This is a genomic window from Actinoplanes palleronii, assembly GCF_016862315.1.
GTDB lineage: Bacteria > Actinomycetota > Actinomycetes > Mycobacteriales > Micromonosporaceae > Actinoplanes > Actinoplanes palleronii.
The window spans coordinates 1-25,981 of the sequence record NZ_BOMS01000072.1; the positions used below are offsets into that span (position 1 = coordinate 1).

25 protein-coding genes are annotated in these 25,981 nt (G+C 71.6%); 11 read left to right on the forward strand and 14 right to left on the reverse strand.

The window, feature by feature from the left end:
- Positions 1–251 precede the first annotated feature (251 nt).
- Both Apa02nite_RS23675 and Apa02nite_RS23680 read right to left on the reverse strand, forming a co-directional pair.
- The gene (locus tag Apa02nite_RS23675) at positions 252–659 is read right to left on the reverse strand and encodes an NUDIX hydrolase (RefSeq protein WP_203826939.1); all 408 of its coding nucleotides are present in this window, start codon (positions 657–659) and stop codon (positions 252–254) included.
- Entirely contained in the window at positions 656–1,078 is a 423-nt protein-coding gene (locus Apa02nite_RS23680; protein ID WP_373873031.1) for an NUDIX domain-containing protein, read from the reverse strand. Before Apa02nite_RS23680 ends, Apa02nite_RS23675 begins: the two co-directional genes overlap by 4 nt.
- A gap of 115 nt (positions 1,079–1,193) precedes the next feature.
- Here Apa02nite_RS23680 and Apa02nite_RS23685 point away from each other — a divergent pair, with 115 nt between their 5' ends.
- Positions 1,194–1,676 carry a signal peptidase I gene (locus Apa02nite_RS23685; protein WP_203826941.1) on the forward strand — a complete coding sequence of 161 codons (483 nt, stop codon included), beginning with the start codon at positions 1,194–1,196 and terminating at the stop codon, positions 1,674–1,676.
- Here Apa02nite_RS23685 and Apa02nite_RS23690 read toward each other — a convergent pair.
- From Apa02nite_RS23690 to fabG, 4 genes are all read right to left on the reverse strand, one after another.
- Entirely contained in the window at positions 1,639–2,418 is a 780-nt protein-coding gene (locus Apa02nite_RS23690; RefSeq protein ID WP_067685484.1) for an HAD-IIA family hydrolase, read from the reverse strand. The two genes, Apa02nite_RS23685 and Apa02nite_RS23690, sit on opposite strands and share 38 nt — an antisense overlap.
- Positions 2,415–3,446, reverse strand: coding sequence for a ferrochelatase (locus Apa02nite_RS23695; protein WP_203826942.1), 1,032 nt, complete (start codon positions 3,444–3,446; stop codon positions 2,415–2,417). The genes Apa02nite_RS23690 and Apa02nite_RS23695 overlap by 4 nt, the downstream gene beginning before the upstream one ends.
- A 66-nt stretch (positions 3,447–3,512) precedes the next feature.
- On the reverse strand, positions 3,513–4,280 hold the full coding sequence (gene fabI, locus Apa02nite_RS23700; protein WP_203826943.1) for an enoyl-ACP reductase FabI: 768 nt from the start codon (positions 4,278–4,280) through the stop codon (positions 3,513–3,515).
- Between the two features lie 51 nt (positions 4,281–4,331).
- On the reverse strand, positions 4,332–5,036 hold the full coding sequence (fabG, locus tag Apa02nite_RS23705; RefSeq protein ID WP_067685487.1) for a 3-oxoacyl-ACP reductase FabG: 705 nt from the start codon (positions 5,034–5,036) through the stop codon (positions 4,332–4,334).
- 212 nt (positions 5,037–5,248) lie between these two features.
- Here fabG and Apa02nite_RS23710 point away from each other — a divergent pair, with 212 nt between their 5' ends.
- Together Apa02nite_RS23710 and Apa02nite_RS23715 are read left to right on the forward strand one after the other, a co-directional pair.
- A complete protein-coding gene (locus Apa02nite_RS23710; RefSeq protein ID WP_239164514.1) occupies positions 5,249–6,346 on the forward strand; it encodes a sensor histidine kinase in 1,098 nt (365 codons plus the stop codon).
- Positions 6,343–6,990, forward strand: coding sequence for a response regulator (locus Apa02nite_RS23715; RefSeq protein WP_203826944.1), 648 nt, complete (start codon positions 6,343–6,345; stop codon positions 6,988–6,990). The genes Apa02nite_RS23710 and Apa02nite_RS23715 overlap by 4 nt, the downstream gene beginning before the upstream one ends.
- A gap of 514 nt (positions 6,991–7,504) precedes the next feature.
- Here the strand turns inward: Apa02nite_RS23715 and Apa02nite_RS23720 are convergent.
- From Apa02nite_RS23720 to Apa02nite_RS23730, 3 genes are read right to left on the reverse strand one after another with little or no spacing between them, the layout of a single operon-like run.
- Positions 7,505–8,455 (reverse strand): VWA domain-containing protein, encoded by a 951-nt coding sequence (locus tag Apa02nite_RS23720; protein WP_203826945.1) that lies wholly within the window; start codon positions 8,453–8,455, stop codon positions 7,505–7,507.
- Positions 8,452–9,468, reverse strand: a complete 1,017-nt coding sequence (locus tag Apa02nite_RS23725) for a DUF58 domain-containing protein (RefSeq protein ID WP_203826946.1) — start codon at positions 9,466–9,468, stop codon at positions 8,452–8,454. Before Apa02nite_RS23725 ends, Apa02nite_RS23720 begins: the two co-directional genes overlap by 4 nt.
- Positions 9,465–10,643, reverse strand: a complete 1,179-nt coding sequence (locus Apa02nite_RS23730) for an AAA family ATPase (protein ID WP_239164515.1) — start codon at positions 10,641–10,643, stop codon at positions 9,465–9,467. Before Apa02nite_RS23730 ends, Apa02nite_RS23725 begins: the two co-directional genes overlap by 4 nt.
- 349 nt (positions 10,644–10,992) lie before the next feature.
- On the opposite strand from Apa02nite_RS23730, the gene Apa02nite_RS23735 reads away from it, so the two are divergent.
- The 4 genes from Apa02nite_RS23735 to Apa02nite_RS23750 are packed head-to-tail and all read left to right on the forward strand — an operon-like array spanning position 10,993 to position 13,718.
- Positions 10,993–11,214 carry a hypothetical protein gene (locus tag Apa02nite_RS23735; protein ID WP_083970937.1) on the forward strand — a complete coding sequence of 74 codons (222 nt, stop codon included), beginning with the start codon at positions 10,993–10,995 and terminating at the stop codon, positions 11,212–11,214.
- Between the two features lie 24 nt (positions 11,215–11,238).
- A complete protein-coding gene (locus tag Apa02nite_RS23740; RefSeq protein WP_239164516.1) occupies positions 11,239–11,739 on the forward strand; it encodes a PH domain-containing protein in 501 nt (166 codons plus the stop codon).
- Entirely contained in the window at positions 11,736–13,316 is a 1,581-nt protein-coding gene (locus tag Apa02nite_RS23745) for a PH domain-containing protein (RefSeq protein ID WP_239164517.1), read from the forward strand. The genes Apa02nite_RS23740 and Apa02nite_RS23745 overlap by 4 nt, the downstream gene beginning before the upstream one ends.
- A 3-nt stretch (positions 13,317–13,319) precedes the next feature.
- Positions 13,320–13,718, forward strand: a complete 399-nt coding sequence (locus Apa02nite_RS23750) for a thioesterase family protein (RefSeq protein WP_239164518.1) — start codon at positions 13,320–13,322, stop codon at positions 13,716–13,718.
- Between the two features lie 132 nt (positions 13,719–13,850).
- Here the strand turns inward: Apa02nite_RS23750 and Apa02nite_RS23755 are convergent, their stop codons facing one another.
- Positions 13,851–14,786, reverse strand: a complete 936-nt coding sequence (locus Apa02nite_RS23755; protein WP_203826949.1) for a carbohydrate kinase family protein — start codon at positions 14,784–14,786, stop codon at positions 13,851–13,853.
- A gap of 126 nt (positions 14,787–14,912) precedes the next feature.
- Here Apa02nite_RS23755 and Apa02nite_RS23760 point away from each other — a divergent pair, with 126 nt between their 5' ends.
- The 3 genes from Apa02nite_RS23760 to Apa02nite_RS23770 all read left to right on the forward strand — a co-directional run bounded on the left by Apa02nite_RS23760 (position 14,913) and on the right by Apa02nite_RS23770 (position 17,752).
- Positions 14,913–15,503, forward strand: a complete 591-nt coding sequence (locus Apa02nite_RS23760) for a superoxide dismutase family protein (protein ID WP_203826950.1) — start codon at positions 14,913–14,915, stop codon at positions 15,501–15,503.
- Positions 15,504–15,649: 146 nt separating this feature from the next.
- Complete coding sequence (locus Apa02nite_RS23765; protein WP_067685495.1) at positions 15,650–17,122, forward strand: aminopeptidase P family protein; 1,473 nt, start codon at positions 15,650–15,652, stop codon at positions 17,120–17,122.
- A gap of 129 nt (positions 17,123–17,251) precedes the next feature.
- Positions 17,252–17,752, forward strand: a complete 501-nt coding sequence (locus tag Apa02nite_RS23770) for a hypothetical protein (protein ID WP_203826951.1) — start codon at positions 17,252–17,254, stop codon at positions 17,750–17,752.
- A gap of 81 nt (positions 17,753–17,833) precedes the next feature.
- Here Apa02nite_RS23770 and Apa02nite_RS23775 read toward each other — a convergent pair whose 3' ends face one another.
- The 3 genes from Apa02nite_RS23775 to Apa02nite_RS23785 all read right to left on the reverse strand — a co-directional run bounded on the left by Apa02nite_RS23775 (position 17,834) and on the right by Apa02nite_RS23785 (position 22,062).
- Positions 17,834–18,370: a hypothetical protein gene (locus Apa02nite_RS23775; RefSeq protein ID WP_239164519.1), complete on the reverse strand. Its 537-nt coding sequence runs from the start codon at positions 18,368–18,370 to the stop codon at positions 17,834–17,836.
- An 87-nt stretch (positions 18,371–18,457) separates the two neighbouring features.
- Positions 18,458–21,640 (reverse strand): pullulanase-type alpha-1,6-glucosidase, encoded by a 3,183-nt coding sequence (gene pulA, locus Apa02nite_RS23780; protein WP_239164520.1) that lies wholly within the window; start codon positions 21,638–21,640, stop codon positions 18,458–18,460.
- Positions 21,641–21,672: 32 nt separating this feature from the next.
- Positions 21,673–22,062: a DUF6841 family protein gene (locus Apa02nite_RS23785; RefSeq protein ID WP_067685497.1), complete on the reverse strand. Its 390-nt coding sequence runs from the start codon at positions 22,060–22,062 to the stop codon at positions 21,673–21,675.
- Between the two features lie 215 nt (positions 22,063–22,277).
- Between Apa02nite_RS23785 and acnA the strand changes: the two genes are divergently transcribed.
- Entirely contained in the window at positions 22,278–25,055 is a 2,778-nt protein-coding gene (gene acnA, locus Apa02nite_RS23790) for an aconitate hydratase AcnA (protein WP_203826953.1), read from the forward strand.
- A 59-nt stretch (positions 25,056–25,114) separates the two neighbouring features.
- On the opposite strand, the gene Apa02nite_RS23795 is transcribed toward acnA, so the two are convergent.
- Positions 25,115–25,912 carry a tetratricopeptide repeat protein gene (locus Apa02nite_RS23795; RefSeq protein ID WP_203826954.1) on the reverse strand — a complete coding sequence of 266 codons (798 nt, stop codon included), beginning with the start codon at positions 25,910–25,912 and terminating at the stop codon, positions 25,115–25,117.
- Positions 25,913–25,981: the final 69 nt, after the last annotated feature.

The following is a 25,981-nucleotide window of genomic DNA, read 5'->3' on the forward strand; positions in this document are numbered from 1 at the left end:
TAGACGCACGCGATCTGGCAATGCGGACTCTCGCCGCCCTCCGCAGGAGCGGCAGGCACATCCGATCGGGCATCGTGCGCCCTCGCCGTCCGTGGAGTGATCGGGGACGGGTAGCCGGCACTCCCCCGGCTGGTGCTCAGGGGTGCCTCGCGGGCCATGAGGCACCCCTGAGCACCAGCCGGGAACCGGAACGCACACCGGGCCGCGCGGATGCGGGACGTCGGGTGGGTTGCGGTGCGCCCGGCCGCGGGTCAGTCGATCAGGTCGGCGGTCACCAGCTCGGTGAGGAGGAGGCGGATGGCGGGGGCGCAGCGCGGGGCGTCCGCGGAGGTGAACCAGGCCAGCTCGGCGATCTCGTTGGCCGGGGCCGGGGAGATGTCCGGCGAGGCCGGTTCGCCGAGGAAGCAGACCAGGCGGACCTGGGTGCCGGGTGGGCGGTTGTGCGCCGGGGCATTGATCGTACGAAAATGGCGAAGCCCGTCGGCCGCGAGCGCGACGCCGACCTCTTCCTCGGCCTCCCGTGCCGCCGCCTCCGCGTCGGTCTCGCCCTCCTCGGGCTTGCCGCCGGGCAGGTAGAACGCGTCCGAGTCGAACGCCCGGACCACCAGCACGCGTCGCTTCCGCACGTGGACCCAGGCGGCCGCCACCACGTCGCTCATGCGAGCACGAACGCGGTGCCGGCCTCGAAACGGACCAGGTCCGCGAGGGTCTGCCGGGTGTTCGGGCCGGCCGTCTCGGGCAGCTCGCCGGGCGGGTAGAACGCCGCGTCGATGGTCTCGTCGGTCTCCCGGAGCAGCTCGCCGGACCACGAGTCGGCCCGGCAGGCCAGCGTGATGTGCTGGTACGGCTGCCCGTAAGCACTCGTCGACAACTGCGACCCGGAGTAGAGCGCGAACGGGGTGACCCCGTGCACGGTCAGGCCGGTCTCCTCGAACACCTCGCGGATCGCGCAGTCCCGCAGGGTCTGCCGGAGCTCCATGGTGCCGGCCGGGAGCGCCCACCGCCCGTTGTCACTGCGCCGGATCAACAGCACCCGGCCGTCCTCGTCGCGGAGCACCGCGCGGGCGCCGACGGCCATCAGCACCCGGCCCGCTCCGACCGATTCCCGCAACTGCCCAAGGTACGAATCTTCCCAAGCCGGCACGGAAACGACGCTACCTCAGCGCCCCACCGCTCCTGCCGAACGGGTCAGCGTGACCGTTTTCGCCCAGCATCTGCCACGTCTGGCATGGCTCTGCGCCGCCGCCACCGGCGTCCTGCTGCTCTCCGGCTGGTCGGCCGCGGTGGTGGCGAGCGGGTCGATGCACCCGGCCGTGGACACCGGTGACGTGGTCCTGATGTCGCCACCCGGACGGGTCCGCGCCGGGCAGGTGATCCGGTTCCGCGACCCGGGCCGGCCGGGGCGGACGACGCTGCACCGGGTGGCCCGCTTCGACGGGCGGGGACGGCTGATCACCCAGGGGGACGCGAACCGGGTCGCCGACCACCGGCCGGTGCCACCGGGCGCGGTCGTCGGGGCGGCCCGGCTGCGGGTGCCCTATCTGGGGTGGCCGGTGCTCTGGTGGATCCGCGGCGAGTACGGCAAGGTCGTCGCGCTGGTCCTGGCGGGCCTGACCGGCCCGCCAGGCGTGGTCAGGCTCAGATCTCGTCGATCAGGTCGGCGACCGAGTCGATGATCCGGGACGGGCGGTACGGGTACGTCTCGCTCTCCATCCGGCTGCTGATCCCGGTCAGCACCAGGATCGTCTCCAGCCCGGCCTCGAGGCCGCAGAGCACGTCGGTGTCCATCCGGTCACCGATCATCGCGGTGGTCTCGCTGTGCGCGCCGATCGCGTTCAGCGCCGAGCGCATCATCATCGGGTTCGGCTTGCCGACGAAGTACGGCTTCACCCCGGTCGCCTTGGAGATCATCGCGGCGACCGAGCCGGCCGCCGGGAGCAGGCCCTCGTTGGACGGGCCGGTGGCGTCCGGGTTGGTGCAGATGAAGCGGGCCCCGCCGTTGATCAGCCGGATCGCCTTGGTGATCGCCTCGAAGCTGTACGTCCGGGTCTCGCCGAGCACCACGTAGTCCGGCTCGAACTCGGTGAGCACGTACCCGGACGCGTGCATCGCGGTGGTCAGGCCGGCCTCGCCGATCACGTACGCCGTACCGCCCGGCCGCTGGTCGGCCAGGAACTGCGCGGTGGCCAGCGCCGCCGTCCAGATCGACTGCTCGTCCACCTCGAAGCCCATCCGGGTGAGCCGCGCCTGCAGGTCACGCGGCGTGTAGATGGAGTTGTTCGTGAGGATCAGGAACGGCTTGCCGGAGGCCTTCATCCGGTTCACGAACTCGGGGGCGCCGGGCACCGGCTCACCCTCGTGGACGAGCACGCCGTCCATGTCGGTGAGCCAGCTCTCGATCGGTTTGCGTTCCTTCATGCAGCGGCTCCAGGTCGCTTCGCAGGGGGGCAACAGTTCGCCGGACAGACGTCCCAGGTCGGGAGCGTACCCAGCGTCGTGTGCGGTTGATCACCCAGCCGCTCCTCCACCAGTTCGCGGACCATCGTGACGAACCGCGGGTGCACCCCCGGGGACGCCGCACGGGCGAAACCGAGGCCGAGCCGGGCGGCGGTGTCCTTCGCCTCGTTGTCCAGGTCCCAGATCACTTCGAGGTGGTCGGAGACGAAACCGATCGGGCTGACCACCACGTCGGTGACGCCCTTCTCGGCCAGGGCCTCGAGGTGATCGTTGATGTCCGGCTCGAGCCACGGGATCTGCGGCGGGCCGGAACGGCTCTGCCAGACCAGGTCGTACTCGACGTCGTCGGCGGCCCGGGCCTGCACCAGCCGTGCCGTCTCGGCCAGCTGATCGGTGTAGCGGTTGCCGGTCGGGCCGGCGTTGCGCGCCATGCCGGCCGGGATGGAGTGCGCGGTGAACGCGACCCGGGTGGTGGCGCGGCGGGCCGGGTCGAGGGTGCCGAGCGCGGCACGGACCGCCTCGGCGTGCGGCTCGACAAAACCGGGATGGTCGTGGAACTGCCGCAGCTTGCTGATCCGCGGCGCTTTCGGCCCGACGTGCTCACGGGCCGCGGCGATGTCCTCCCAGTACTGCTTGCAGGAGGAATAGCCACCGTACGCACTGGTCGCGAAGCCGAGCGCGTGCTCGACCCCGTCGTCGCGCATCTGCGCCACGGTGTCGGCGAGCATCGGCTGCCAGTTCCGGTTCCCCCAGTACGAGGGCAGGCCGATGCCGTGCGCGGCGAACTCGGTGCCGACCGCGGCGAGCAGGTCGCGGCACTGCTGGTTGATCGGGGAGACCCCGCCGAAGTGCATGTAGTGCTCGTACACCTCGGCGAGGCGCTCGTCCGGAACGCCGCGTCCGCGCACCACGTTGCGCAGGAACGGCATCACGTCATCAGGTTTCTCGGGCCCGCCGAAGGAGAGCAGGACGAACGCGTCATAAACCACCCGGCCATCCTGCCACCGCTGGCCGCCGTAACTCGCCGGTAACCCCCTCGACGTGCACAAGCTCACCTACGCGCCGATGGCGTGGTAACCCCCGTCGACGTGGACCATCTCACCGGTGGTGGCCGGGAACCAGTCGGACAGCAGGGCGCAGACCGCGCGGGCGGCCGGCTCCTGGTCGTTCAGGTCCCAGCCCAGCGGCGCGCGCTCCGACCAGGCGTCCTCGAACTGCGCGAAGCCGGGGATCGACTTGGCCGCCATGGTCCGCAGCGGGCCGGCCGAGACCAGGTTGCTGCGGATGCCCTGCTTGCCCAGGTGCAGGGCGAGGTAGCGGTTCGCCGACTCCAGGCCGGCCTTGGCCACGCCCATCCAGTCGTAGACCGGCCACGCCTTGGTGGCGTCGAAGGTCAGGCCGACGACCGAGCCGCCCGAGCCCATCAGCGGCAGCGCCGCGGTGGCCAGCGACTTGTACGAGAACGTCGACACGTGCAGCGCGGTCGCCACGTCCTCCCACGGCGCGTCGAGGAACCCGCCGCCGAGACAGCTCTGCGGGGCGAAGCCGATCGAGTGGACGATGCCGTCCAGCCCGTCGACGTGCTCCCGGACCTTGTCGGCCAGGCCGTCCAGGTGTTCCTTGTTGGTCACGTCCAGCTCGATGACCGGGGCGGTCTCGGGCAGCCGCTTGGCGATCCGCTCCACCAGCGACATCCGGCCGAAGCCGGTGAGCACGACCTGAGCGCCGTTCTCCTGTGCGAGCTTCGCCACCGAGAAGGCGATCGAGGCGTCGGTGATGACACCGGTGACCAGCAGCCGTTTTCCGGCCAGCAGTCCAGACAAGATTCTCTCCTGAAGAATTTTTGGAACAGATGTGGCGGGACCGGGAAGGGGTCAGTGCCCCATGCCGAGGCCGCCGTCGACCGGGATCACGGCGCCCGAGATGTACGCCGCGCTGTCGCCCGCCAGGAAGGTCACCGCGGCGGCGACCTCGTCCGGGGTGGCGAGCCGACCGGCCGGAACGGCCTTGATGATCTCGGCCTTGCGGGAGTCCGACAGCACGTCGGTCATCTCGGTCTCGATGAAACCGGGTGCCACCACGTTCGCCGTGATGTTCCGGGTGCCCAGCTCCCGCGTGATGCTACGGGCCACACCGACCAGGCCGGCCTTCGACGCGGCGTAGTTCACCTGGCCGGGACCGCCGTACAGGCCGACCACCGACGAAATGAAGATCATCCGGCCCCACTTGGCCCGCAGCATCTTGCCGCTGGCCCGCTTGGCGACCCGGAACGCGCCGGTCAGGTTGGTGTTCACCACCCGCTCGAACTGGTCCTCGGACATCCGCAGCAGCAGGGTGTCGTCGGTGATGCCGGCGTTGGCGACGAGGACCTCGACCGGGCCGATCTCGCGCTCGACGAAGCTGAAGGCGGCGTCCACCGACTCGGAGTCGGTGATGTCGCACTGCACGCCGAACAGGCCGTCCGGCGCGCCCGATCCCCGGTGGGTGATCACGACCCGATCGCCCTGCTTTTCGAACGCCCGGGCGATGGCCAGGCCGATGCCACGGTTTCCGCCGGTCACCAACACGGTGCGAGGCACAGCGCAACTCCTTCGAGAAGGTCGGGTCATACCCTGGTAGGGGGTACCGCAGGGGCACGACAACGCTGTCGTCCCTGATTAGCCTGCTGGGAATGGAGACTAACGGCCCTGAGCGGCACCACACGGTGATGGGGCCGCTGACTTACCTAACGTTCAAAAGGGAAACGCCCAGGCCGCCGGTTCGGCGACGCCAGGTCAGACATGCGCTTCCGGTGCTCCTGTTCGCGCTGGCCGGGCTGGCCCTGGCGATGGCCGCGAGCCTCGAGGAGACCCGGGACCTGCCGAACCTGGCGATCTGGGCCCTCGCCGCCGGTGCGGTGCTGCCGGTGGCGGTCTCCTACCGCCGGCCGGTGGCGGCCTGGCGGCTGGCGTTCGTGATGCTCTTCGTCGGCGTGATCAACGCGGTGGTCCCGCTCCGGGAGCCCTGGCCGTGGAACGCGGTGCAGATCCTCGGCACGCTGTTCGTGCTGGGCCGGCTCGCCGCGGTCAGCGAATCGCTTGTCACCATCTGGGCCACCCTGCTCACCCTGATCCCGGTTTTCCTGTACGCACCGGACGCCAACGCCTGGGGCGCCGCCGTGGGAGTGGTGGCGGTCTCGGCGATCGGCGACATCCTGTCCCGCCGCCGGCGCACCCGCGAGCTGCTGGACGAGCAGTCCGAGCTGAACGAACTGGAGCGCGCCAAACGGGCGCTGCTGGAGGAGCGCACCCGGATCGCCCGTGAGATGCACGACGTGGTGGCGCATCACATGTCGATGATCGCGGTGCAGGCCGAGACCGCGCCGTACCGGCTGGCCGGGCTGCCGGACGAGGCGAAGGACGAGCTGGCCTCGATCGCCGGGTCGGCCCGGCAGGCGCTCACCGACATGCGCCGGGTGCTCGGCGTGCTGCGGTCGGAGGACCAGCAGGCCGAGCACGCGCCGCAACCCGGCTACCCCGACATCGCCGAGCTGGTGGGCACCGCGCGACGGGCCGGGCTGCCGGTCACCGAGGAGCTGCCGGCGCTGACCGGGATCGGCGAGGCGGCCGGGCTCACGGCGTACCGGATAGCGCAGGAAGCCCTGGCCAACGCGGCCCGGCACGCGCCGGGCGGCCCGGTGCGGCTGGTCGCCCGCGCCGACGGCGACCGCTTGGAGCTGCGGGTCAGCAACGAGCTGACCGACCCGCCGGGCCCGGCCCAGAAGGGCGGCCACGGATTGATCGGCATGCGTGAGAGAGTCGCCCTGCTCGGCGGTGAGCTCTCCGTCGGGCCGGACGGCGCCGGCGCCTACCAGGTCCTGGCGCGCCTTCCCCGGGAAGAGGCTCGATGATCAAAGTATTGATCGCGGACGATCAGACGATGGTCCGGCAGGGTTTCGGCGCGCTGCTGGCCGCCCAGCCCGACCTGCTGGTGGTCGGCGACGCGGCGGACGGCGCGGCCGCGGTCGCCAAGGCCCGCGACCTGAACCCGGACGTGGTGCTGATGGACGTGCGGATGCCGGTGATGGACGGCCTGGAGGCCACCCGCCGGCTGGCCGGCGGACCGAAAGTGCTCATCCTGACCACCTTCGACCTGGACGACTACGTGTACGAAGCGCTGCGCGCCGGCGCCAGCGGCTTCCTGCTCAAGGACGCACCGGCCGCCGACCTGGTGCAGGCGGTGCGCGTGGTGGCGGCCGGCGAGGCGCTGCTCGCCCCGTCGGTGACCCGCCGCCTGATCGCCGAGTTCGCCGCCCGCCCGCAGTCCGCCCGGCCCCGCCCGGTGGCGCTGAACGCGCTCACCCCGCGGGAGACCGAGGTGCTGCGGCTGATCGCGCGCGGCCGGTCGAACCAGGAGATCGCCGCCGACCTGGTGGTCGCCGAGCAGACGGTGAAGACCCACGTCGGGCGGATCCTGACCAAACTCGGGCTCCGGGACCGCGCTCAGGCGGTGGTTTTCGCCTACGAGACCGGGCTTGTCGCCGCCGGCGAGTGACCCGTCCGGGTGGTCCTCACCACCGGTGCGGATCCCGAGTTTCTTAAGTCGCGCTTAAGAGGTACGCTCCTGCACGGTTCCCAGGCCCGACGACTTCGCGGAGGTGATCGCTGTGCGAGATAGCGATCCTCCTAGTCGTGGCCGGGACGCTCGTCAGCGTTTCTGACCGCTGACACCGATCCCACCCGCGCCCACCGGCTCGATCCTGTCCGCAGGAGAGCCGGCCGTGTCGTGTGCGCGCGACACCCTGGCCCGGGCATGGCCGCGATGTGACCTGCGCAATTCGCTTCAGTCACGACGCGGAAGGCAGTTTCCTCATGAAGAACCTCATCGCTCCCCTCGGCCTGACCGTCCTGTCGGCATGGGTCGTCCTGCTCTTCGTCCTCGCCTCGCACAACACCCCGTGAGCCGGTCGTCCGGCTGGTGCTGAGGGGTGCCTCCGGCACACGGAGACACCCCTCAGCACCAGCCGAGACCGGGACGCGCGCCTCGCGGCCTGTCCTCCAGCACGGGGCTAGGGCAGGCGGGAACTCCAGAGCAGGCTCGCCGCGGCGCCGATCAGGGCCAGCAGCAGCGCGGTCATCGCGTACCACTGGGTCACCTCGCGGGGCTCGGTCCGGTGCCCGATCGAGCTGCCCATGTCCTCGTAGACCTGCTTCAGCTCGCTCACCGAGGCCGCCTCGTAGAAGTGGCCCTGCGTCCGGTCGGCCAGCTCCTGCAGCGACAGCCGGTCCACCGGCACCCGCTGCAGCTGGCCGCGGATGTCCACCACACCGGTGTCGGTGCCGAACGCGATCGTGCTGACCGGCACGTTCGCCCCGGCCGCCGCGGTGGCGGCGTCCTCGATCGACCGGCCGGACGTCCGGTACCCGTCGGACAGCAGCACGATCCGGGCCGGGGGCGCGCCGTCCGCGCCGTCCGACGGCACCGAACGGACCGCGTCCAGCGAGGTGAACACCGCCTCACCCGTCGCGGTCGCCTCGGCCAGCGTCAGGCTGTCGATCCCGGCCAGCACCTCGGACCGGTCCTTCGTCGGCGCGACGAGCACGTTCGCCGACTTCGCGAACGACACCAGGCCCAGGTTGTAGGTCGGCGGCAGCTCGCTGACGAACGCCTTCGCCGCCTCCTGCGCCGCCTCGATCCGGGTCGGCGCCACGTCGTCGGCCTGCATCGACAGCGACACGTCGATGGCCAGCATCACGGTGGCACGCTCGAGGGGCTGCTCGGTGTCGACCGACGGCCGCGCGGTGGAGAAGGCCAGCGCCGTCATCATCAGCAGGAACGCGGCGGCCGACACGTGCCGGCGCCAGCCCAGGCCCTTCGGCGCCAGGCTGCGCAGCAGGTCGACGTTGGTGAAGCGCATCGCGTACTGCCGTTTGTGCAGCTGACGCCACACGTAGGCACCGGCGACGAGAAGGACGGGCAGCAGCGTGAGCAGCCACCACGGCGCCAGGAAACGGATCATCGTGTGGTCCCCCGGGTGCGTGCGTGTCGTTGGGCGGCCACGAAGCGGACCATGTCCAGCAGCCAGTCGGTGTCGGTGCGCAGGCGCAGGTGCGAGGCCCCGGCCGCGCGCAGCGCCCGGGCGATCGCGGACCGCTGCTCACTCGCCGCGGCGGCGTAGCGCTGCCGCAGCTCCGGGTCGGCGGTCTGCACCTCGTGCAGCGCGCCGGACTCCGGGTCGGCCAGGGTCAGCACACCCACGTCGGGCAACTCCAGCTCGCGCGGGTCGACCACCTCGATCGCCAGCACGTCGTGCCGGACCGCGAGCTTGCGCACCGGCCGCGCCCAGTTGTCCACCGGCGCCAGGAAGTCGGAGATCACCACGGCCACCCCGCGTCGCCGCGGCGGCCGGTTCAGCAGGTCGATCAGGGCGCCCAGGTCGGTGCGCCCGGGCCGGATCCGGGTGCGCGCGATCGCCCGCAACAGGCCCTGCGCCTCCTTGCGGCCCGGCCGGGCCGGCATCCGGATCACCGACGGGCCGGCCGCTTGCTGCTCGGCCGCCGCTTCCGCCTTGCGCTTGAAGAAAGACCGGGAAGGACCACTTTCCGGTACGCCGGAGCCGGTGCCCACCACCGCACCGATCCGGTTGCCGCCCCGAGCGGTCAGGTGGGTGACGGCGGTCGCCGCGGCCACCACCAGATCGCGTTTGAGCCACTTGGCGGTGCCGAAGTCGAGACTGGCCGACAGGTCGACGGCCATCCACGTCTCCAGCTCCCGGTCGGCCACCGTGCGCCGCACGTGCGGTTGCGTGGTGCGGGCGGTGACCGGCCAGTCCATCCGGCGCACGTCGTCGCCGGGGCGGTACTCCCGGGACTCGCCGGCCTCGGTGCCCGGGCCGGGCAACAGGCCCACGTAGTCGCCCTGGAGCAGGCCGTCCAGTTTCCGGGTGACCAGCAGCTGCAGGCGGGCGAGCACGGCCTCGGCCCGCGCCGCCTCCTCCAGCGGCGCCGGCACCGGCGTGGACTGCTGACTCATGATTGGGGGTGGCCGGGCCAGGCGGTGTTCGGCTGCGGCGGGTAGGGCACCCCGCTCGTGGGCTGCAGGCCGTTCGGCTGCATGCCGTTCGGGTGGGTGCCGTTCGGGCCGGGCGGGACCATCGGGCCGCCGTTCGGCGAGGTGCCCTGCCGGGAGGCGACCGACGGCATCGGCACCGCCTGCATGATCCGGGCCACGATGTGGTCGGCCGGGATGTCGTCGGCGAGCGCGTCGTAGCTGAGCACCAGCCGGTGCCGCAGGATGTCCGGCGCGACGTCCTGCAGGTCCTGCGGCAGCGCGTAGTCGCGGCCGCGGAGCAGGGCCAGCGCGCGGGTGGCCCGCACGATGCCGAGCGAGGCGCGCGGCGACGCGCCGTATTGGATCAGCTGGGCCACGTCGGGCATGCCGTGCTGTGCCGGCGCGCGGGTGGCCAGCACCAGCCGGACCGTGTAGTCGACCAGGGCGTTGTGCACGAACACCTGGTCGGCCCGGCGCTGCAGGGCGAGCAGGTCGGCCGGCGTGAAGATCTGCTTGGGCTCCGGAGCGCTGACGCCCATCCGGTAGACGATCTCGCGCTCCTCGGCGTCGGTCGGGTACCCCACCACGATCTTCATGAGGAACCGGTCACGCTGGGCCTCGGGGAGCGGGTAGACGCCCTCCTGCTCGATCGGGTTCTGGGTGGCCATCACCACGAACGGATCGGGCACGTCGTAGCTCTTGCCGCCGATCGACACCTGGTGCTCGGCCATCACCTCGAGCAGCGCCGACTGCACCTTGGCGGGCGCGCGGTTGATCTCGTCGGCGAGCAGGAAGTTCACGAACACCGGGCCGAGCTCGACGTCGAACTTCTCGTTGCTCTGCCGATAGATCCGGGTGCCGACGATGTCCGCGGGCACCAGGTCGGGGGTGAACTGCACCCGGGAGAACGTGCCGCCGACCACGCGGGCCAGGGTCTCCACCGCGAGGGTCTTGGCCACGCCGGGCACACCCTCGATCAGGCAGTGACCGCGGGCGAGCAACGCCACGAACATCCGCTCGACCATCCGGTCCTGGCCGACGATGACCCGTTTCACCTCGAACATCGCCCGCTCGAGCTGCGACGCGTCGTGCGCCGGCGGGACCGGTACGGCCCCCTCGGGGCTGGTCTCGGTCTCGGGCGTACTGGGCTGCGCCACCGGTCCTCCACAACGGTCCTGATCCGCCGGCTCGGATGCCGACGGTCAAGACTTACACGACAGACAACTACACACGGCTGAGAGGTTCCTAGGAAGTATGCAAACCCCCGTCGTCACCTGACCGTCATCATCATCCCGGGTGCCGCAGATCGCCGCAGCCCAGGGCACTATCGGCCGAACATGTTGATCTTTCTGCGCGATCCGCCGGAACGGGCACGCTCACCGGGTGGATACGTATCTCTTTGAACCGTGTAGCATTTACCACGTCGCCGGGCGGCTTCCCCCGTGGCCGCCCGGCGCATAACTTTCTTATTTATTTCTCCCACGTCGTTTCCTTTAAGTTAGTGACATGGTCGAGGAACTCCCCCCGCAGTGCTCCGCCAAGGGTTGTCGTGCGCCCGCGGCCTGGCAATTGCTCTGGAACAATCCCAAGTTGCACGCACCTGTTTACCGCAAGACCTGGCTGGCCTGCCCCGATCATCGGGTATCCCTGGGCGCGTTCCTGGAGGCCCGCTCGTTCTTGAAGGAAGTGACGCCTTTCGTGTCGTCGCAAGACGCTCCGGTCTCGTAGGGTTCAGATGTGAACGAGCCTTCGGTGCCCATCGCGGTCGATGCCCTGCAGCCGTGGCCGGACACGGTGACATGGCGTCCGGTCTCCAGCAAGCTGATCACTGTGGAGCTGATCGGGCTCGCCGTCTGGCAGGTGATCCTGGTGGTCGGCCTCGGCGTCGGGTGGCTGATCGGCCGCCAGTGGGGCTGGCTCGCCGGCGTCGCCGCGGTCCTGCTGCTCGGCGTCTGGCGCGCGACCGTCGCGGTCCGGGCGGTCCGCGCCTGGGGTTACGCGGAACGCGACAACGACCTGATGGTCCGGCACGGGCTGCTGGTCCGCCGGCTGTCCATCGTCCCGTACGCCCGGATGCAGTACGTGGACGTCACCGCCGGGCCGATCGAGCGCGCGTTCGGGCTGGCCACGGTGCAGTTGCACACCGCCGCCGCGGGCAGCGACGCCCGGGTGCCCGGCCTGCCACCGGAGGAGGCGTCCCGGCTGCGTGACCGGCTCACCGCGCTCGGCGAGGACCGGGCCGAGGGCCTGTGAGCACCACCGAGACCCCATCGGCCTCCCCCTCCCCGGAGCGGGCCGACGCACCCGAGCGGGCCGACCGGCAACGGCTGCACCCGCTCAGCCCGCTGCTGCACGGCGCCAAGAGCCTGTTCGTGATCGTCGCCGCGCTCTCCTGGCAGACCCTGCGCCAGCTCGGCCCGACCCACTTCGCCATGGTGGTGCTGGCCCTGGCCGTCGGCGCGCTGATCTTCTCGGCGGTCGGCTGGTGGAACACCGGGTACCAGGTGGTCGGGCGGGAATTGCGGATCAGCGACGGGCTGCTGTGGCGGCGCAACCGGGCCATCCCGCTGGACCGGCTGCAGTCGGTCGAGCTGCGCCGGCCGCTGCTCGCGCAGCTCACCGGCCTGGCCGAGCTGCGGCTCGAGGTGGTCGGCGGGAGCAAGGCCGAGGCGCCACTTGCCTATTTGACCGTACGGGAGGCGTCCGCGCTGCGGGAGCGCCTGCTCGAGCTGTCCGGTCGTACCCCTCAAGGGTCAGCCGCAAGCGGGGCGGACCCGGCGGCCGCGGCGCACACCGTGACCCCGCAGGAACATCTGCTCCTGTCGGTCAGCAACCGGGACCTGTTGATCAGCCAGCTGCTCACCCCGCAGGCGTTCCTGCTGCCGGTCGGCGTCGCCTGGGTGATCACGCAGTTCGTGATGGAGGGCTCGTGGACCTTCATCGGGATCGCCAGCACGGTCACCGCGATGGCCGGTGTGCTGCTCCAGCCGATCCGCCGGGTGCTGCGCGACTGGGACTTCCGGCTGGCCCGCGCCCCGGGCGGCCGGCTGCTGCTGCGCTACGGCCTGACCGAGACCCGCAGCCAGGTGGTGCCGCTGCACCGGGTGCAGGCGGTCCGGATCACCTGGCCGCTGCTCTGGCGCCTCACCGACTGGCTCTACCTGCAACTCGACGTGGCCGGGTACGGCGCTCCGGAGCGCGGCAACGACACCGGCTCGGACCGGCTGCTGCCGGTCGGTGACCGGGACGCCGCCCGCTTCCTGATCGGCACCGTGCTGCCCGGCGTCGACCTGGCCGCGCTGGCCACCACGCCGCCGCCGTCCCGGGTGGGCTGGCTGCACCCGTTCGGGCTGCGGTTCATGGGGGTCGGCCTGCACCCGGACGTGCTGGTCACCCGGGAAGGGCGACTGGCCCGGGAGATGACGCTGGTGCCGTACGCGAGGCTGCAGAGCGTGCGGGTGGTGCAGGGGCCGCTGCAGCGGATGCTCGGGGTGGCCACGGTCTATGCGGACGCGGCCGGCGGGCGGTCCGGGGTGGCCCGGGACCGGGATCTGGCCGAGGCGTGGGCGCTCGCCGACGAACTGGCCCGCCGGGCGCGCCAGGCCCGGCAGCCGGTGTCCCCCGCCCCGGCCGGTTTCGTTCCACCAGCCGGTTTTGCTCCACCGGCCGGTTCTGCTCCACTAGCCGGTTTTGTTCCGCCAGCCGGTTCTGTTCCGCCGGCCGGCCTGGCTTTCCCGGCCGGTCCGGTTCCGCCGGCCGGTTTTGTTCCGCCGCCTGCCGGCGGGGAACCGGCGGACGACTCGTACTGGCAGCGGCCACCGCAGGCCTAAGGTGTGACGATGGAGCTACCCGAGTTCGCTCCCGGCCTGATCGCCCGGGTGGAGTTGACGGTCACCGATGCCGACACCGCCCAGTCCATCGGGTCCGGTGACGTGCCGGTGCTGGCCACGCCCCGGGTCCTCGCGCTGGCCGAGGCCGCGACGGTGGCCGCGACCGCGCGGCAGATCCCCGGCGGGATCACCACGGTGGGCACCCGGGCCGAGGTGGTGCACCGGGCGCCGACACCGATCGGGCGGACCGTGATCGCGGTGGCCACGCTGACCAAGGCCGAGGGGCGCACGCTGGTCTTCGACGTCGAGGTCCGCGACGGTGAGGCAGTGGTGGCCGAGGTCCGGGTCGAGCGCGTCCTGCTGGACCGGCAGCGCTTCATCGCCCGAGCCCTCGGCGACTAGCCCCCGGTCCCGGCCCTGGCTGGCTTCCAGGGGTGCCTCACGGCCCCGGAGGCACCCCGGGAAGCCAGCCGGGGTCCGGAGGCGCGGTGCGGTCGGGAGCAGCCGCGGTCTCGCGTCGGCGTACCGGAACGGTCAGATCTTGCCCCAGCGGGCTTCGACCTCGGCGGGGCTCGGCATGGCGGTGGCGCCGCCCGGGCGTTCGCAGACCAGGCCGGCCACCGCGAGCGCGAAGCTCACGTGCCGCTGCCAGCCGGCCAGGCCGTCCGGGAGGCCGTCCGAGAGCAGGCGGCTGACCAGCGCGCCCATCACCGAGTCGCCGGCGCCGGTGGCGTCGATCGCGGCCACCGACGGCGCCGGCTGCAGCGCGGATCCGTCCGCGGCGGCCACGTGGGCGCCCTTCGCGCCGCAGGTCACCACGACCGCGCCGGCGCCGAGCGCGCGGATCCGGTCGGCGGCCGCGGCCGGATCGCTGTCGCCGTAGAGCAGCTGGGCGTCGGCCGAGCTGAGCTTGACCAGGTCGGCGGTGGCGAAGAACTCCTCGACCAGGTCACGCAGGGCACTCAGCGCGGCGGCGTCCGGCAGCAGCTTCGGGCGGACGTTCGGGTCGAAGACGCGGACACCCCCGGCGGTGGCCCAGGCCTCCCGGGCCGCGGACCGGAACGGCTCCCGGAGCAGGCAGATCGACCCGGTGTAGACCACGTCCGCGCCGGCCAGCACGGACCTGTCGAGGTCAGCCGGCGTGAGCAGGGAATAGGACGGCGGCTCGCCGTAGAACGTGAAGGCCGGTTCGGCACCCTCGAACGTGGTGACGGCGAGCGTGGTCGGCACGTCCACCCGGCGCACCCCGCGGTCGCCGACCCCGGCCGTCCGCAGGAAGGCGGCGATCCGCTCGCCGAGCACGTCGGTGCTCAGCGTCCCGGAGTACTCCACCCGGCCACCCAGCCGGGCCGCCCCGACGGCGACGTTGAGCGGCGCACCCCCGATCGCCTGGCGGTAGATCTGTGCGCCGTCCCGGTCGTCCTCGAGCAGGTCGATCAGCGCCTCACCCAGCACCACCGCGTAGCCCATGCCGCTCCTTCCGCGTTCCGTGCCCCCGCCACGTCCGGGCGGGGTTTCAGCCTCGCGCTCCGCGGCGGGGAAATCCAGCGTGAGGTTATGTCGACCGGATAAATCCGCTTTTGCGAGAATTGGGGAATGATGGTTCACCGATTACTCCCCGCACTGGCCGGACCCCTGCTGCTCGGGCTGGCCGCGACACCCGCCTCGGCCGCCCCGGCGCCCGGTCCGGCGGTTTTCCAGAGCTGGACGGCCGGCGCCCAGGCGGTCACCTACGACCCGGTCGTGGTGCCGCTCGGCGCCACCGCGCAGGTCGAGTTCAGCTCGACCGGGCACAACCTGTGGGTACGGCTCGGTGTGACCGGGCTGGTGCCCGGCCGGGCGTACGGCGCGCACATGCACGTGGCGGCGTGCGCCGCGGACCCGAAGGCGGCCGGACCGCACTTCCAGCACCAGCACGACCCGGCCGCGACCAAGGAGAAGCCGTCGGCCGACCCGGCCTTCGCCAACGCCGTGAACGAGATCTGGCTGGACTTCACCGCCGACGCGCGCGGGGCGGCGACGGTGAGCCGGTCGCAGCGCTGGATGTTCGCCCGCGATCAGCGGCCCAAGTCGCTGATCCTGCACGCCGAGACCACGAAAACCGGGCCGGGTGTCGCCGGGACGGCCGGCGCCCGGGTCGGCTGCCTGAACCTGCCGTTCGGCTACGGCGGGACCGGCGCGCGCTGACCCTGCGTACAAAATAAGTCTTTTCACACACCGAGTCGGCCGGGCCTCGCGGTCCGGCCGCGGTCTCAGCCACCTACCGCGCACTGCTTTCCGCCGGGGTCAGGCGGTAACGTCGGGGAACAGTTGAGAACGGGAGGCACCACACCATGGCGCAGAAGAACGACGGCGCGCAGCCCGCACCCAAGACGGAGTCACACGACCCCGCCTTCCCGGAAGCGTTCCTGCAGTTCATGCGCACCGGCTGGCGCGAGGACCCGATCGCGGTCGCGCCGCTGCCCGAGGTGCCGAACTACGAGAAGCGCCGGGCCGCGCTCTCCGAGGCGTTCCCCGGCGAGACCCTGGTCATCCCGAGCGGCAACGAGAAGGTGCGCGCCAACGACACCGAATACTCGTTCCGTCCGGGCAGCGACTTCTTCTACCTGACCGGCGACCGCGACCCGGACAGTGTGCTGATCCTGCACCCGACCGCGTCCGGTCACGAGGCGGTGCTCTTCACCCGGGAGCGCAACTCCAAGGAGACCGACCGGTTCTTCCGGGACCGCAACGGTGAGCTGTGGGTCGGCCGCACGCACACCCTCGCCGAGAAGGCCACCGAGATCGGCCTGGAGACCGCGTCGCTGGGTCACCTGGGTTCCGCCCTGGCCCTCTCCGCGCCGGGCCGCACGCGGGTGCTCCGCGGGCTGGACCCCAACATCGACCGCGCCGTGCTGGCCTACGAGCCCGACCGGGACAAGCCGCGCGACCGCGAGCTGGCCCGGGTCATCTCCGAGCTCAAGCTGGTCAAGGACGAGTGGGAGATCGCCCAGCTGCAGGACGCGATCGACGCCACCGTCCGTGGCTTCGAGGACGTCGCCCGCATCCTGCCGGCCGACCGCGGGGTCAAGGAGCGCCTGCTCGAGGGCGTCTTCGGCCTGCGCGCCCGGCACGACGGCAACGACGTCGGGTACTCCTCGATCGTCGGCGGCGGCGCGCACGCGACGATCCTGCACTGGGTCCGCAACACCGGCGTGACCACGCCCGGCGAGCTGCTGCTGATGGACATGGGCGTCGAGGGCCACAACCTCTACACCGCCGACGTGACCCGCACGGTCCCGGTCTCCGGCACGTTCACGCCGCTGCAGCGCCAGGTCTACGACATCGTGTACGCGTCGCAGCAGGCCGGCATCGACGCCGTCCGCCCCGGCGTGCTCTTCAAGGACGTGCACCAGGTCTGCATGCGGGTGCTCGCCGAGGGCCTGCACGACCTGAACCTGCTCCCGGTCAGCGTGGACGAGGCGATGGCCGAGGACAGCACGGTCTACCGCCGCTGGACCCTGCACGGCTTCGGTCACATGCTCGGCATCGACGTGCACGACTGCTCGAACGCGCGGAACGAGACGTACCGGGAGGGCGCGCTCGGCGAGGGCTACGTCCTCACCGTCGAGCCGGGGCTGTATTTCCAGCCCGAGGACGAGCTGGTCCCCGAGGAGCTGCGCGGGCTGGGCATCCGGATCGAGGACGACGTCCTGGTCACCGCGGACGGCTGCCGCAACCTGTCGGACGGCCTGCCCCGCACATCGGGTGAGGTCGAGACGTGGCTGGCGGCGCAGCGCGAGGCGGGCCCGCGCCTGCCGGGCTGACGGTCAGGTTCTCGCCCGGTGCCGCCTCTGCGGCGCTGGGCGAGCGCTCGTCGCGGCCCGGTGCGAGGATTGACGGATCTTGAGTGCCGCCGATCTCTCAGTGCCGCCGATCCGAGCTACGGAGCTGCCGTGACCGATGCCCGCGCCGCCCTCGTCGACATCGAGCAGACCGACGGCCGGGTGGTCATCCGGGTCCTCGCCTCAGGTTCCACGACCGTCGCGGTCGTGGAACGGGTCCGCGATCCGAAGCTCCACCCGCACATCCCGATCGGCACCCGGGAACGCCAGCACCTGCGGATGATGCTCGACGACATCCCGGTCCACCTGGACCCCGGGCCGGGCCGGTACTCGCGTCACTCCTACCGGGTGGTCGTCGAGCACGAGGGCCACTCGTACGTCTACCGTCCGAAGACCCCGGACACCAGCCGGCTGACCCGGGACGGCTGGCGGCTCGGCGACTTCACCATCACCGCGAAGGGCGAGCTGGACGCGGACTGGCACGAGGAGGCCGCGCCCGAGCCGGTGGACGTGGCCATCGGCTATGCGCTGGGCGCGGCGTTCGGCGCCGGCGCCGACTTCTTCCTGGTGTCGATGCTCAACCTGGTCGACCAGGCCGACCCCGGCCACTGACCCACCGCGCCGCTCCCCGCCGCTCCGCCTGCGCCGCGCCCCGCCGCGCCCCGCCGCGATCTTGGGGAGTGGTGAGCCGGGTCAGCCGATCTTGTAGTCGGAGACCGCCCAGCACTCCGCGCCGGTCGCGGCATCGGTCACGTTGATGCTGACCTTGACCGGGTGGCCGTCGGCGGTGTCGTACTCGGAGGTCGCCTGGCCGCCGTCGTCCGAGGTGGTCTGGACCATCGCGAGCAGCTCGCCCAGGCTCGGCACCTCGATCTCCTCGCCCTCGTCACCGGTGATCGGGCCGAGGTCGACGGCCGCCGACGCGTCCGGGGCGGCCGCCGAGGCACCCACCCGGGCGTAGCCGGTGACCTTGCCGTCCTGCACGTTCGCCCGGTACCGGCCGAGCGGCGCGGCGGCGTCGCAGCCGCGGGTCAGCACGTAGGAGTAGGCGGCCGGCTCCGTCCAGGCCGGCGCGGAACCACCGGCGGCCGGGGCGCCGGACGCGGGCGCCGCCGCCGAGGTCGCCGGGTCGGTGAACTTCGGCTCGGACGACGAACTGCATCCGGCGATCACACCGACCAGGGTGACCGCACCCAGACCCGACCAGAGCCGGGCACGCGCGAACCGCACGACGACCTCCACTAAGGGTGCCCGCCGACCACCGGCGCGCACGCGGCGCAATCTAGCGCAGCCGCGCACGCTCCCCGGTGGCCGGGATCAGGCCAGGTCGGCCACGAAGACCGCGACCTGGCGGGCCGGGACGGTCAGCTCCGCGCCGTCCAGCTTGGTCACCGCGGACGCGCCGCGCAGCACCGGATCGGCCGAGGCGGTCAGTTCCGGGTGCAGCCGCAGCGGGCCCTCACCCGGTACCACCTGGCAGGTCGGCTCGTCGGTGGCGTTGAAGACCACCACGAGCCGGCGCCAGCGCTCGTCCAGCCCGGTCCCGTCCAGACCCATCACGATCACCCCGGGGGTCTCGCCCGGGCCGCCGAGCGGGAACGTCACGCGCCGCTGCACCTCGTCGGCGGTGGGCAGCCCGAAGACCGGTGAGGAACGGCGGATCCGGAGCAGTTCCCGGTACCGCTCGGCGGCCAGGTTCATCACCTCGGCGCTCGGGATCAGCGCCGGGTCGGCGAGCAGCGGGCGGGCATGGCCCCAGACCTCGCGGTTGTCGTCGAACGGCGGCAGACCGGTCCCGAAGCCGTTGCCGTGCCCCGGATCCCAGCGGATCTGGTTGAACCAGTCACCGGAGTTGAACGAGTTGCGGTCCAGCGACTTCGACCGGAGCCGTTCGCTGCCCAGTGCCATGAACCCGGCGCCCTGGCCGAGCACCACCAGGGACAACGCCAGCACCTGCATCCGGGCGCGGTCGGCCGGGCGGGTGCCGGGCGGGAGTTTGAACGCCATCGCGTCGTACAAGATCTCGTTGTCGTGGGCGTCGACGTAGTTGACCGTCTCGCCCGGCGCGGACGCGTAGCCGCACGGGGAACCGTTGTAGTCCACCTGCGCGCCGCTGCGCTCCACCCCGTCGTGGGTGACGAACCGGTACGTCGCCAGCCCACCCGCGAGTCCGACTTTGATCCGATCGTGCACGAAGCCCGGGGTGCGCTGGCCGAGCCCGGTGGCGAAGCCCGGCACACCCGGGTCGCCGAACGCGCCGCCGCCACGGGCCGCGTCCCGCATCCGGTCGTTGAACGAGCCGATCCCGGTGCCGGCCATGTTCACCTGGGTGGCCTGGGCGAAGCGGGCGTCGTACGCCACCTCGCCGAAGTTCCAGCCCTCGCCGTACAGGCAGATGTCGCGGCCGTGCTCGACCCGGTGGTCGAGGGCGATCCGCGCCTCCAGGATGTTGGCCCGCGGGTGGTGGCCCATCAGGTCGAACCGGAACCCGTCGATCCGGTACGCCCGCGCCCAGGTGACCAGCGAGTCGATGACCAGCCGGCCCATCATCATGTGCTCGGGCGCGGTGTTCGGGCAGCAGGTCGACTCGGCGGTGCTGCCGTCGGCGAGCAGCCGGTGGTAATAACCCGGCACGATCCGGTCGAGCACGCTGAACCGGTCGAGCCCGTCGCGCATGGTGTGGTTGTAGACGACGTCGAGGACCACCCGCAGCCCGGTCGCGTTGAGCGCGGCCACCGCGGAGCGCATCTGCAGGATCCGCGCGGTCCCGGCCGGGTCGGTGGCGTAGCTGCCCTCCGGCGTGGTCCAGTGCCACGGATCGTAACCCCAGTTGTAACCGTCCTCGTCGGCCACCGCCATCACGGCGCGCTGCTGCTCGGGTGAGTCCGGCGGGAGGGCGACCAGGTCGCAGGCGGGCTGGGCCTGGTCGGCGCGGCGGTCCGGCACGGTGCCGAAGTCGTTGACCGGCAGCAGGTGCACGTGGGTCAGCCCGGCCTCGGCGAGCGAGCGCAGGTGACGCATCCCGTCCGAGCCGGCGTGCGTGAAGGCCAGGTAGGTGCCACGTTCGGCGGCCGGCAGCGAGCCGTCGCCGATCGAGAAGTCCCGGACCGACACCTCGGCGATCTGCATCCGGGCCGGCGCCACGGCCGCCGGTTTCGCCGCGTCGTCCCAGCCCGGCGGCTTGAGCTCGGCCGCGTCCAGGTCGACGAGCTGGCTGTGGGTGGAGTCGGCGGCCAGCGACACCGAGTAGGGGTCGGTCACGCTCGTCGTCACGACCCGCTGGGCGGCCGGGTGCCAGGTCTCGACCCGGTAGCGGTAGAACCGCCCGAGCCACTTCCGCTTGACCGGAATCGACCAGACGCCGGTGAGGTCGTCGCGGTCCATCGGCAGGATCCGCGGTTCGCCGCCGGGTTCGCGGGACAATTCCAGTTCGACGGTACGGGCGGTCGGCGCCCACACGGCCAGCTGTGGCCGGTCCACGTCCAGGGTCAGCCCCAGATCGGCGTCCGCCGCCTCCAGGTAGAGGTCGTCGAGCACGCCGGCGATCTGCACCGCCGTCCGGGCGACGAGGTCACCCACCGTGTCCCGTCCCTCGATCAGCAGCCGGTCGCGCAGCAGCCCGCCGAGCACCCGGTCGCCCAGCTCCCGGACGGCGAACGCCCGATACGCCCGCAGGTGCGGGAACCGCCGGCTCTGTGCCTGGAACAACCCGCCCGGCCGGGGCGTGAGCGCCAGCGTGGTCTCCGCGGTGAGCAGCTCGAAGGTGGCGGCCCGGGCGGCGAACCACTCGGGCAGCGCGATCGTGGTGCGGTCCACGAAGACCGCGAACGAGCGGGCCGGGTCCAGCTCCGGGCCGAGCGTGCCCAGGTCGGGGCGGACCGGCTCGGTGGTGCCGGCCAGCAGCCAGACCTCCCGGGTGACGGTCAGGTCGAGGCGCTGGTCGTCGGGCAGGTCCTTCCGCTCGGCCTGGTGCAGCACGTAGCGCAGGCCGACGGCGTCCGGCTTGAGCGGGACGCGGAACACCGCCCCGTACGCGTCAAAATCGGCCGGCTCCAACGGCGTACCCCAAAGGGTCTTGCCTTTGATCGGAACGCCTTCCCAGACGTGCAGTCCCCACCCGGAGTAGTCGCCGTCCGGGCGCCGGTAGTGGAGCACGGCGAAGCCGGGATCCGGTGGCGGGGCGGCCGGGACCTGATGGACGCGGCGGTCGCCGGCGCGCAGCAGGATCGCCGTCGTGGTGCGGACGTCCACCCGCCGGTCGAGATCGACGTCCTTGACGCCGGAGGAGTGCACCACCACGAAGCCGACGTCGGCGGCCTCCGCGGACAGGCGCACCCAGGCGAACCGCCCGTGCGCGTCCTCGCCGTCGAAGTCCTGCCCGGCCGGGAACGCGGCGGCCTGGTCGGGCGCGACGTCACCCCAGACGTGCAGGGCCCAGCCGGAGTAGTCGCCGTCGGGGCGGTGGTAGTGCACGATCAGCCAGTGCGGACGGGTCGTCACCCGCAACATCGTGCCACCGGGGTCCGGCGATTTCAGCGGGAAGCGATCACCGTTGTGATCAGCGGGCCGTCCGCGCCGGTCCGGATCAGGTACCGGTAGCGCTCGCCGGGGACCGCGTTACCCGTGCTGTCCAGGTATTCCCACTCCACCTCGACCAGCGAGAGGGCGCCGGAGAGCCGCTGCACGTCGTGGATCTGCGCGTGTGCCGCGACGATCTGCTGATCCCGATAGGTGGGAGCGGCGCCCAGGAACGACAGCGCGACCGCGGCCGGCGAGCTGAACGTGAAGCTGTACGAGTCGGCGACCACCATCCCGGGCAGCGCGTGGCAGCCCGCGATGACCGCGATGTCGCCGGTGGTGAGCGCCGCACTGTAGCGGCCGAAGAACTCGGTGAGCTGGTCCAGATCCGCCGACGCCGTCATGCGCGCGATGATGCCCGCGGATCGACGAAAGCAAACACCGGCCCGGCGGGCACCCCTCGGCTGGGAGGATCGGCACGTGGACCCCGCCTTGCGATGTCTAGCAAGACGGACGTACGGTTTACCGAAGACGCACAACCGAGAGTTAGGCAAACCTAACCCGAAGGTCGCCCTTTCGGTGCGAAAGACTTGACTTCCAGTCGCTGGGTGTGAAGGAGATGACGGTGGCCAGCCTCGACACCTTTGGTGCGAAGAGCGAGCTGCGCGTCGGTGACGCGAGCTACGAGATTTTCGAGATCGACAAGGTGGAGGGCCACGATCGGCTGCCCTACTCCCTGAAGATCCTCCTGGAGAACCTGCTGCGTACTGAGGACGGCGCGAACATCACCGCCGACCACATCAACGCGCTCGGCAGCTGGGACCAGAACGCCGACCCCAGCGTCGAGATCCAGTTCACCCCGGCACGGGTGCTGATGCAGGACTTCACCGGCGTGCCCTGTGTGGTCGACCTGGCCACCATGCGCGAGGCGGTCAAGGACCTGGGTGGCGACCCCACCAAGGTCAACCCGCTCGCGCCGGCCGAGCTGGTCATCGACCACTCGGTCATCGCCGACCTGTTCGGCCGCGAGGACGCGTTCCAGCGCAACGTCGAGCTGGAGTACCAGCGCAACCGGGAGCGTTACCAGTTCCTGCGCTGGGGCCAGACCGCGTTCAACGAGTTCAAGGTCGTCCCGCCGGGCACCGGCATCGTGCACCAGGTCAACATCGAGTTCCTGGCTCGTACGATCATGGAGCGCAACGGCCAAGCGTACCCGGACACCGTGGTCGGCACCGACTCGCACACCACCATGGTCAACGGCCTGGGTGTGCTGGGCTGGGGCGTCGGCGGCATCGAGGCCGAGGCCGCGATGCTCGGCCAGCCGGTCAGCATGCTGATCCCGCGGGTCGTCGGCTTCAAGCTCTTCGGCGAGGCGCCGGCCGGCACCACCGCCACCGACCTGGTCCTGACCATCACCGAGATGCTGCGCAAGCACGGTGTGGTCAGCAAGTTCGTCGAGTTCTACGGCCCCGGCGTGAGCGCCGTGCCGCTGGCGAACCGGGCCACCATCGGCAACATGTCGCCGGAGTACGGCTCCACCGTCGCGATCTTCCCGATCGATGAGCAGACGATCGAATATCTCAAGCTCACCGGCCGGACCGAGCAGCAGGTCGCGCTGGTCGAGGCGTACGCGAAGAAGCAGGGCCTCTGGCTCGACCCGAGCGCCGAGCCGAACTACTCGGAGCGGCTCGAGCTCGACCTGTCGACGATCGTCCCGTCCCTCGCCGGCCCGAAGCGCCCGCAGGACCGCGTCCCGCTGAACAACGCCAAGTCGATGTTCCGCGAGGCGCTGGGCAATTACGTCACGCCGCACGGCCACGCCGACGAGGCCAGCGAGGAGTCCTTCCCCGCCAGCGACGCCCCCGCCAACGGGGTGAGCGACGAAGCAGACAAACCGGCTCTGACGAGCGCCGCGGCCGGCGCCACCGGCCGGCCCTCCAAGCCCACCCGGGTCAAGGGCGACGACGGCGTCGAGTACGAGCTGGACCACGGCGCGGTCGTGATCGCCGCCATCACGTCCTGCACGAACACCTCGAACCCGCAGGTCATGATCGGCGCGGCGCTGCTGGCCAAGAAGGCCGTCGAGCGTGGCCTGACCCGCAAGCCGTGGGTCAAGACCACCCTCGCCCCCGGCTCCAAGGTCGTCTCCGACTACTACGACCGGTCCGGCCTCACGCCGTACCTGGACAAGCTCGGTTTCAACCTGGTCGGCTACGGCTGCACCACCTGCATCGGCAACTCGGGCCCGCTGCCCGAGGAGGTCTCGGCCGGCATCAACGAGTCCGACCTGACCGCGGTCAGCGTGCTCTCCGGCAACCGGAACTTCGAGGGCCGGATCAACCCGGACGTCAAGATGAACTACCTGGCGTCCCCGCCGCTGGTCGTGGCGTACGCCCTGGCCGGCTCGATGGACATCGACATCACCACCGAGCCGCTCGGCATCGGGTCGGACGGCAAGCCGGTCTTCCTGAACGAGATCTGGCCGTCCGCCAAGGAGATCGACGACGTCATCGCCTCCGCGATCGGCGCCGAGGGCTTCAGCGCGGCGTACCAGGACGTCTTCGCCGGTGACGAGCAGTGGCAGTCGCTGCCCACCCCGACCGGCAAGACGTTCGAGTGGGCCGAGGACTCCACCTACGTCCGGAAGCCCCCGTACTTCGAGGGCATGTCGGCCGACCCGAGCCCGGTCACCGACATCGCCGGCGGCCGCGTGCTGGCCAAGCTGGGCGACTCGGTCACCACCGACCACATCTCCCCGGCCAGCTCGATCAAGGCCGACTCCCCGGCCGGCAAGTACCTCGCCGAGCACGGCGTCCCGCGCGCCGAGTTCAACAGCTACGGCTCGCGCCGCGGCAACCACGAGGTCATGATCCGTGGCACGTTCGCCAACATCCGGCTGCGCAACCAGCTGGTCGACGGCGTCGAGGGTGGCTTCACGGTCAACCACCTGACCGGCGAGCAGACCACGATCTACGACGCCTCCGTGGCGTACCAGGCGGCCGGCATCCCGCTGGTGATCCTGGCCGGCAAGGAGTACGGCTCGGGCTCGTCCCGCGACTGGGCGGCCAAGGGCACCATGCTGCTGGGCGTCCGCGCCGTCATCGCCGAGAGCTACGAGCGGATCCACCGCTCGAACCTGATCGGCATGGGCGTGCTGCCGCTGCAGTACCCGCAGGGCGAGAACGCCGCGTCGCTGGGCCTCACCGGCACCGAGACGTTCACGTTCACCGGGGTGACCGCGCTCAACGACGGCACCACCCCGCGCACCGTGAAGGTCACCACGGACACCGGTGTCGAGTTCGACGCGGTCGTCCGGATCGACACCCCCGGCGAGGCGGACTACTACCGCAACGGCGGCATCCTCCAGTACGTCCTCCGCAAGATGCTCCGCGACTGACGTCCTGCTGCGCCACACGCCCCGTCTCCCCTCACCGGGAGGCGGGGCGTTCCGCTGTCTCAGCGCCCTCGCAGTGCGGCCGCCTCGGCTTCGGCGGCCAGGGCCTCCTGCTCCCGCCCGACCCGGTTCAGCGTCACCGCGTAGCTCGTCAGGACCAGCGCCAGCTTCCGCTCCGCCTCCGCCGGGACCGGCGACGCCGCCGCGGCGCGATGGTGCTCGACCGCCTCCGCGGCGTAGGCGACCGCATCCGCCCACCGCCCCAGTGCCGTGAGCCGGTCAGCGTGGCCGGTCAGCGCCGCCCCGATCTCCGGCTCGGCCCCGAGAGAACGCCATATCGCCAGCGCCCGCTCACTCGGTTCCACCGCCGCTTCCGGCTCCCCCGCCTCGGCGAGCGCCTCCGACAGATCCGTCAAGGCGCGGGCCACGGCTTTCTGCGGCTGCCCGCCGACCGCTGCCACCTCCCGCGCGGTCGCCAGTCCCTCCGCCACGCGTCCGGCCGCGAGCAACCGGATGGCCAGGCCGGCGAGCGCCACCGCCAGTGGCCGCGCCCGGCTCGAGTCGCCCCGGGCCAGCACCACGGCCTCCTCGGCGGCCGCGACCGCCTCCGCGTGCCGCGCCACCGCCGCCAGGTATCCGGACTGCTGACGCAGGGCCCGCGACAACGGCCGCTCGGCGGACCGGACACCCGACGCGACGAGCTTCCGCAACTCGGCCACCGCCGCGTCACCCTGCCGCACCGCACCCGCCGGGTCCCCCACGCGGTGGCTCCGATCCGCCTCCTCGAGGCTCGCCGCCGCCCGCTGCATCGGCCCGCCGCCGGTCGCCTGTCTCAGCCGTCGTATCCATCCGGTCGCCACCCCGAAGAATCTAGGGATACCGATCAAATTCCGCTCGCCGGTCGCCTCTCCCGGCCCAGAAAATCAAGA

Bases quoted from the DNA above. Each gene is read 5' to 3' on its own strand.
- Apa02nite_RS23675 (WP_203826939.1), bottom strand. From the start codon at position 659: ATGAGCGACGTGGTGGCGGCCGCCTGGGTCCACGTGCGGAAGCGACGC.
- Apa02nite_RS23680 (WP_373873031.1), bottom strand. From the start codon at position 1,078: ATGGCCGTCGGCGCCCGCGCGGTGCTCCGCGACGAGGACGGCCGGGTG.
- Apa02nite_RS23690 (WP_067685484.1), bottom strand. From the start codon at position 2,418: ATGAAGGAACGCAAACCGATCGAGAGCTGGCTCACCGACATGGACGGC.
- Apa02nite_RS23715 (WP_203826944.1), top strand. From the start codon at position 6,343: ATGATCAAAGTATTGATCGCGGACGATCAGACGATGGTCCGGCAGGGT.
- Apa02nite_RS23720 (WP_203826945.1), bottom strand. From the start codon at position 8,455: ATGATCCGTTTCCTGGCGCCGTGGTGGCTGCTCACGCTGCTGCCCGTC.
- Apa02nite_RS23725 (WP_203826946.1), bottom strand. From the start codon at position 9,468: ATGAGTCAGCAGTCCACGCCGGTGCCGGCGCCGCTGGAGGAGGCGGCG.
- Apa02nite_RS23735 (WP_083970937.1), top strand. From the start codon at position 10,993: ATGGTCGAGGAACTCCCCCCGCAGTGCTCCGCCAAGGGTTGTCGTGCG.
- Apa02nite_RS23755 (WP_203826949.1), bottom strand. From the start codon at position 14,786: ATGGGCTACGCGGTGGTGCTGGGTGAGGCGCTGATCGACCTGCTCGAG.
- Apa02nite_RS23760 (WP_203826950.1), top strand. From the start codon at position 14,913: ATGATGGTTCACCGATTACTCCCCGCACTGGCCGGACCCCTGCTGCTC.
- Apa02nite_RS23765 (WP_067685495.1), top strand. From the start codon at position 15,650: ATGGCGCAGAAGAACGACGGCGCGCAGCCCGCACCCAAGACGGAGTCA.
- Apa02nite_RS23785 (WP_067685497.1), bottom strand. From the start codon at position 22,062: ATGACGGCGTCGGCGGATCTGGACCAGCTCACCGAGTTCTTCGGCCGC.
- acnA (WP_203826953.1), top strand. From the start codon at position 22,278: ATGACGGTGGCCAGCCTCGACACCTTTGGTGCGAAGAGCGAGCTGCGC.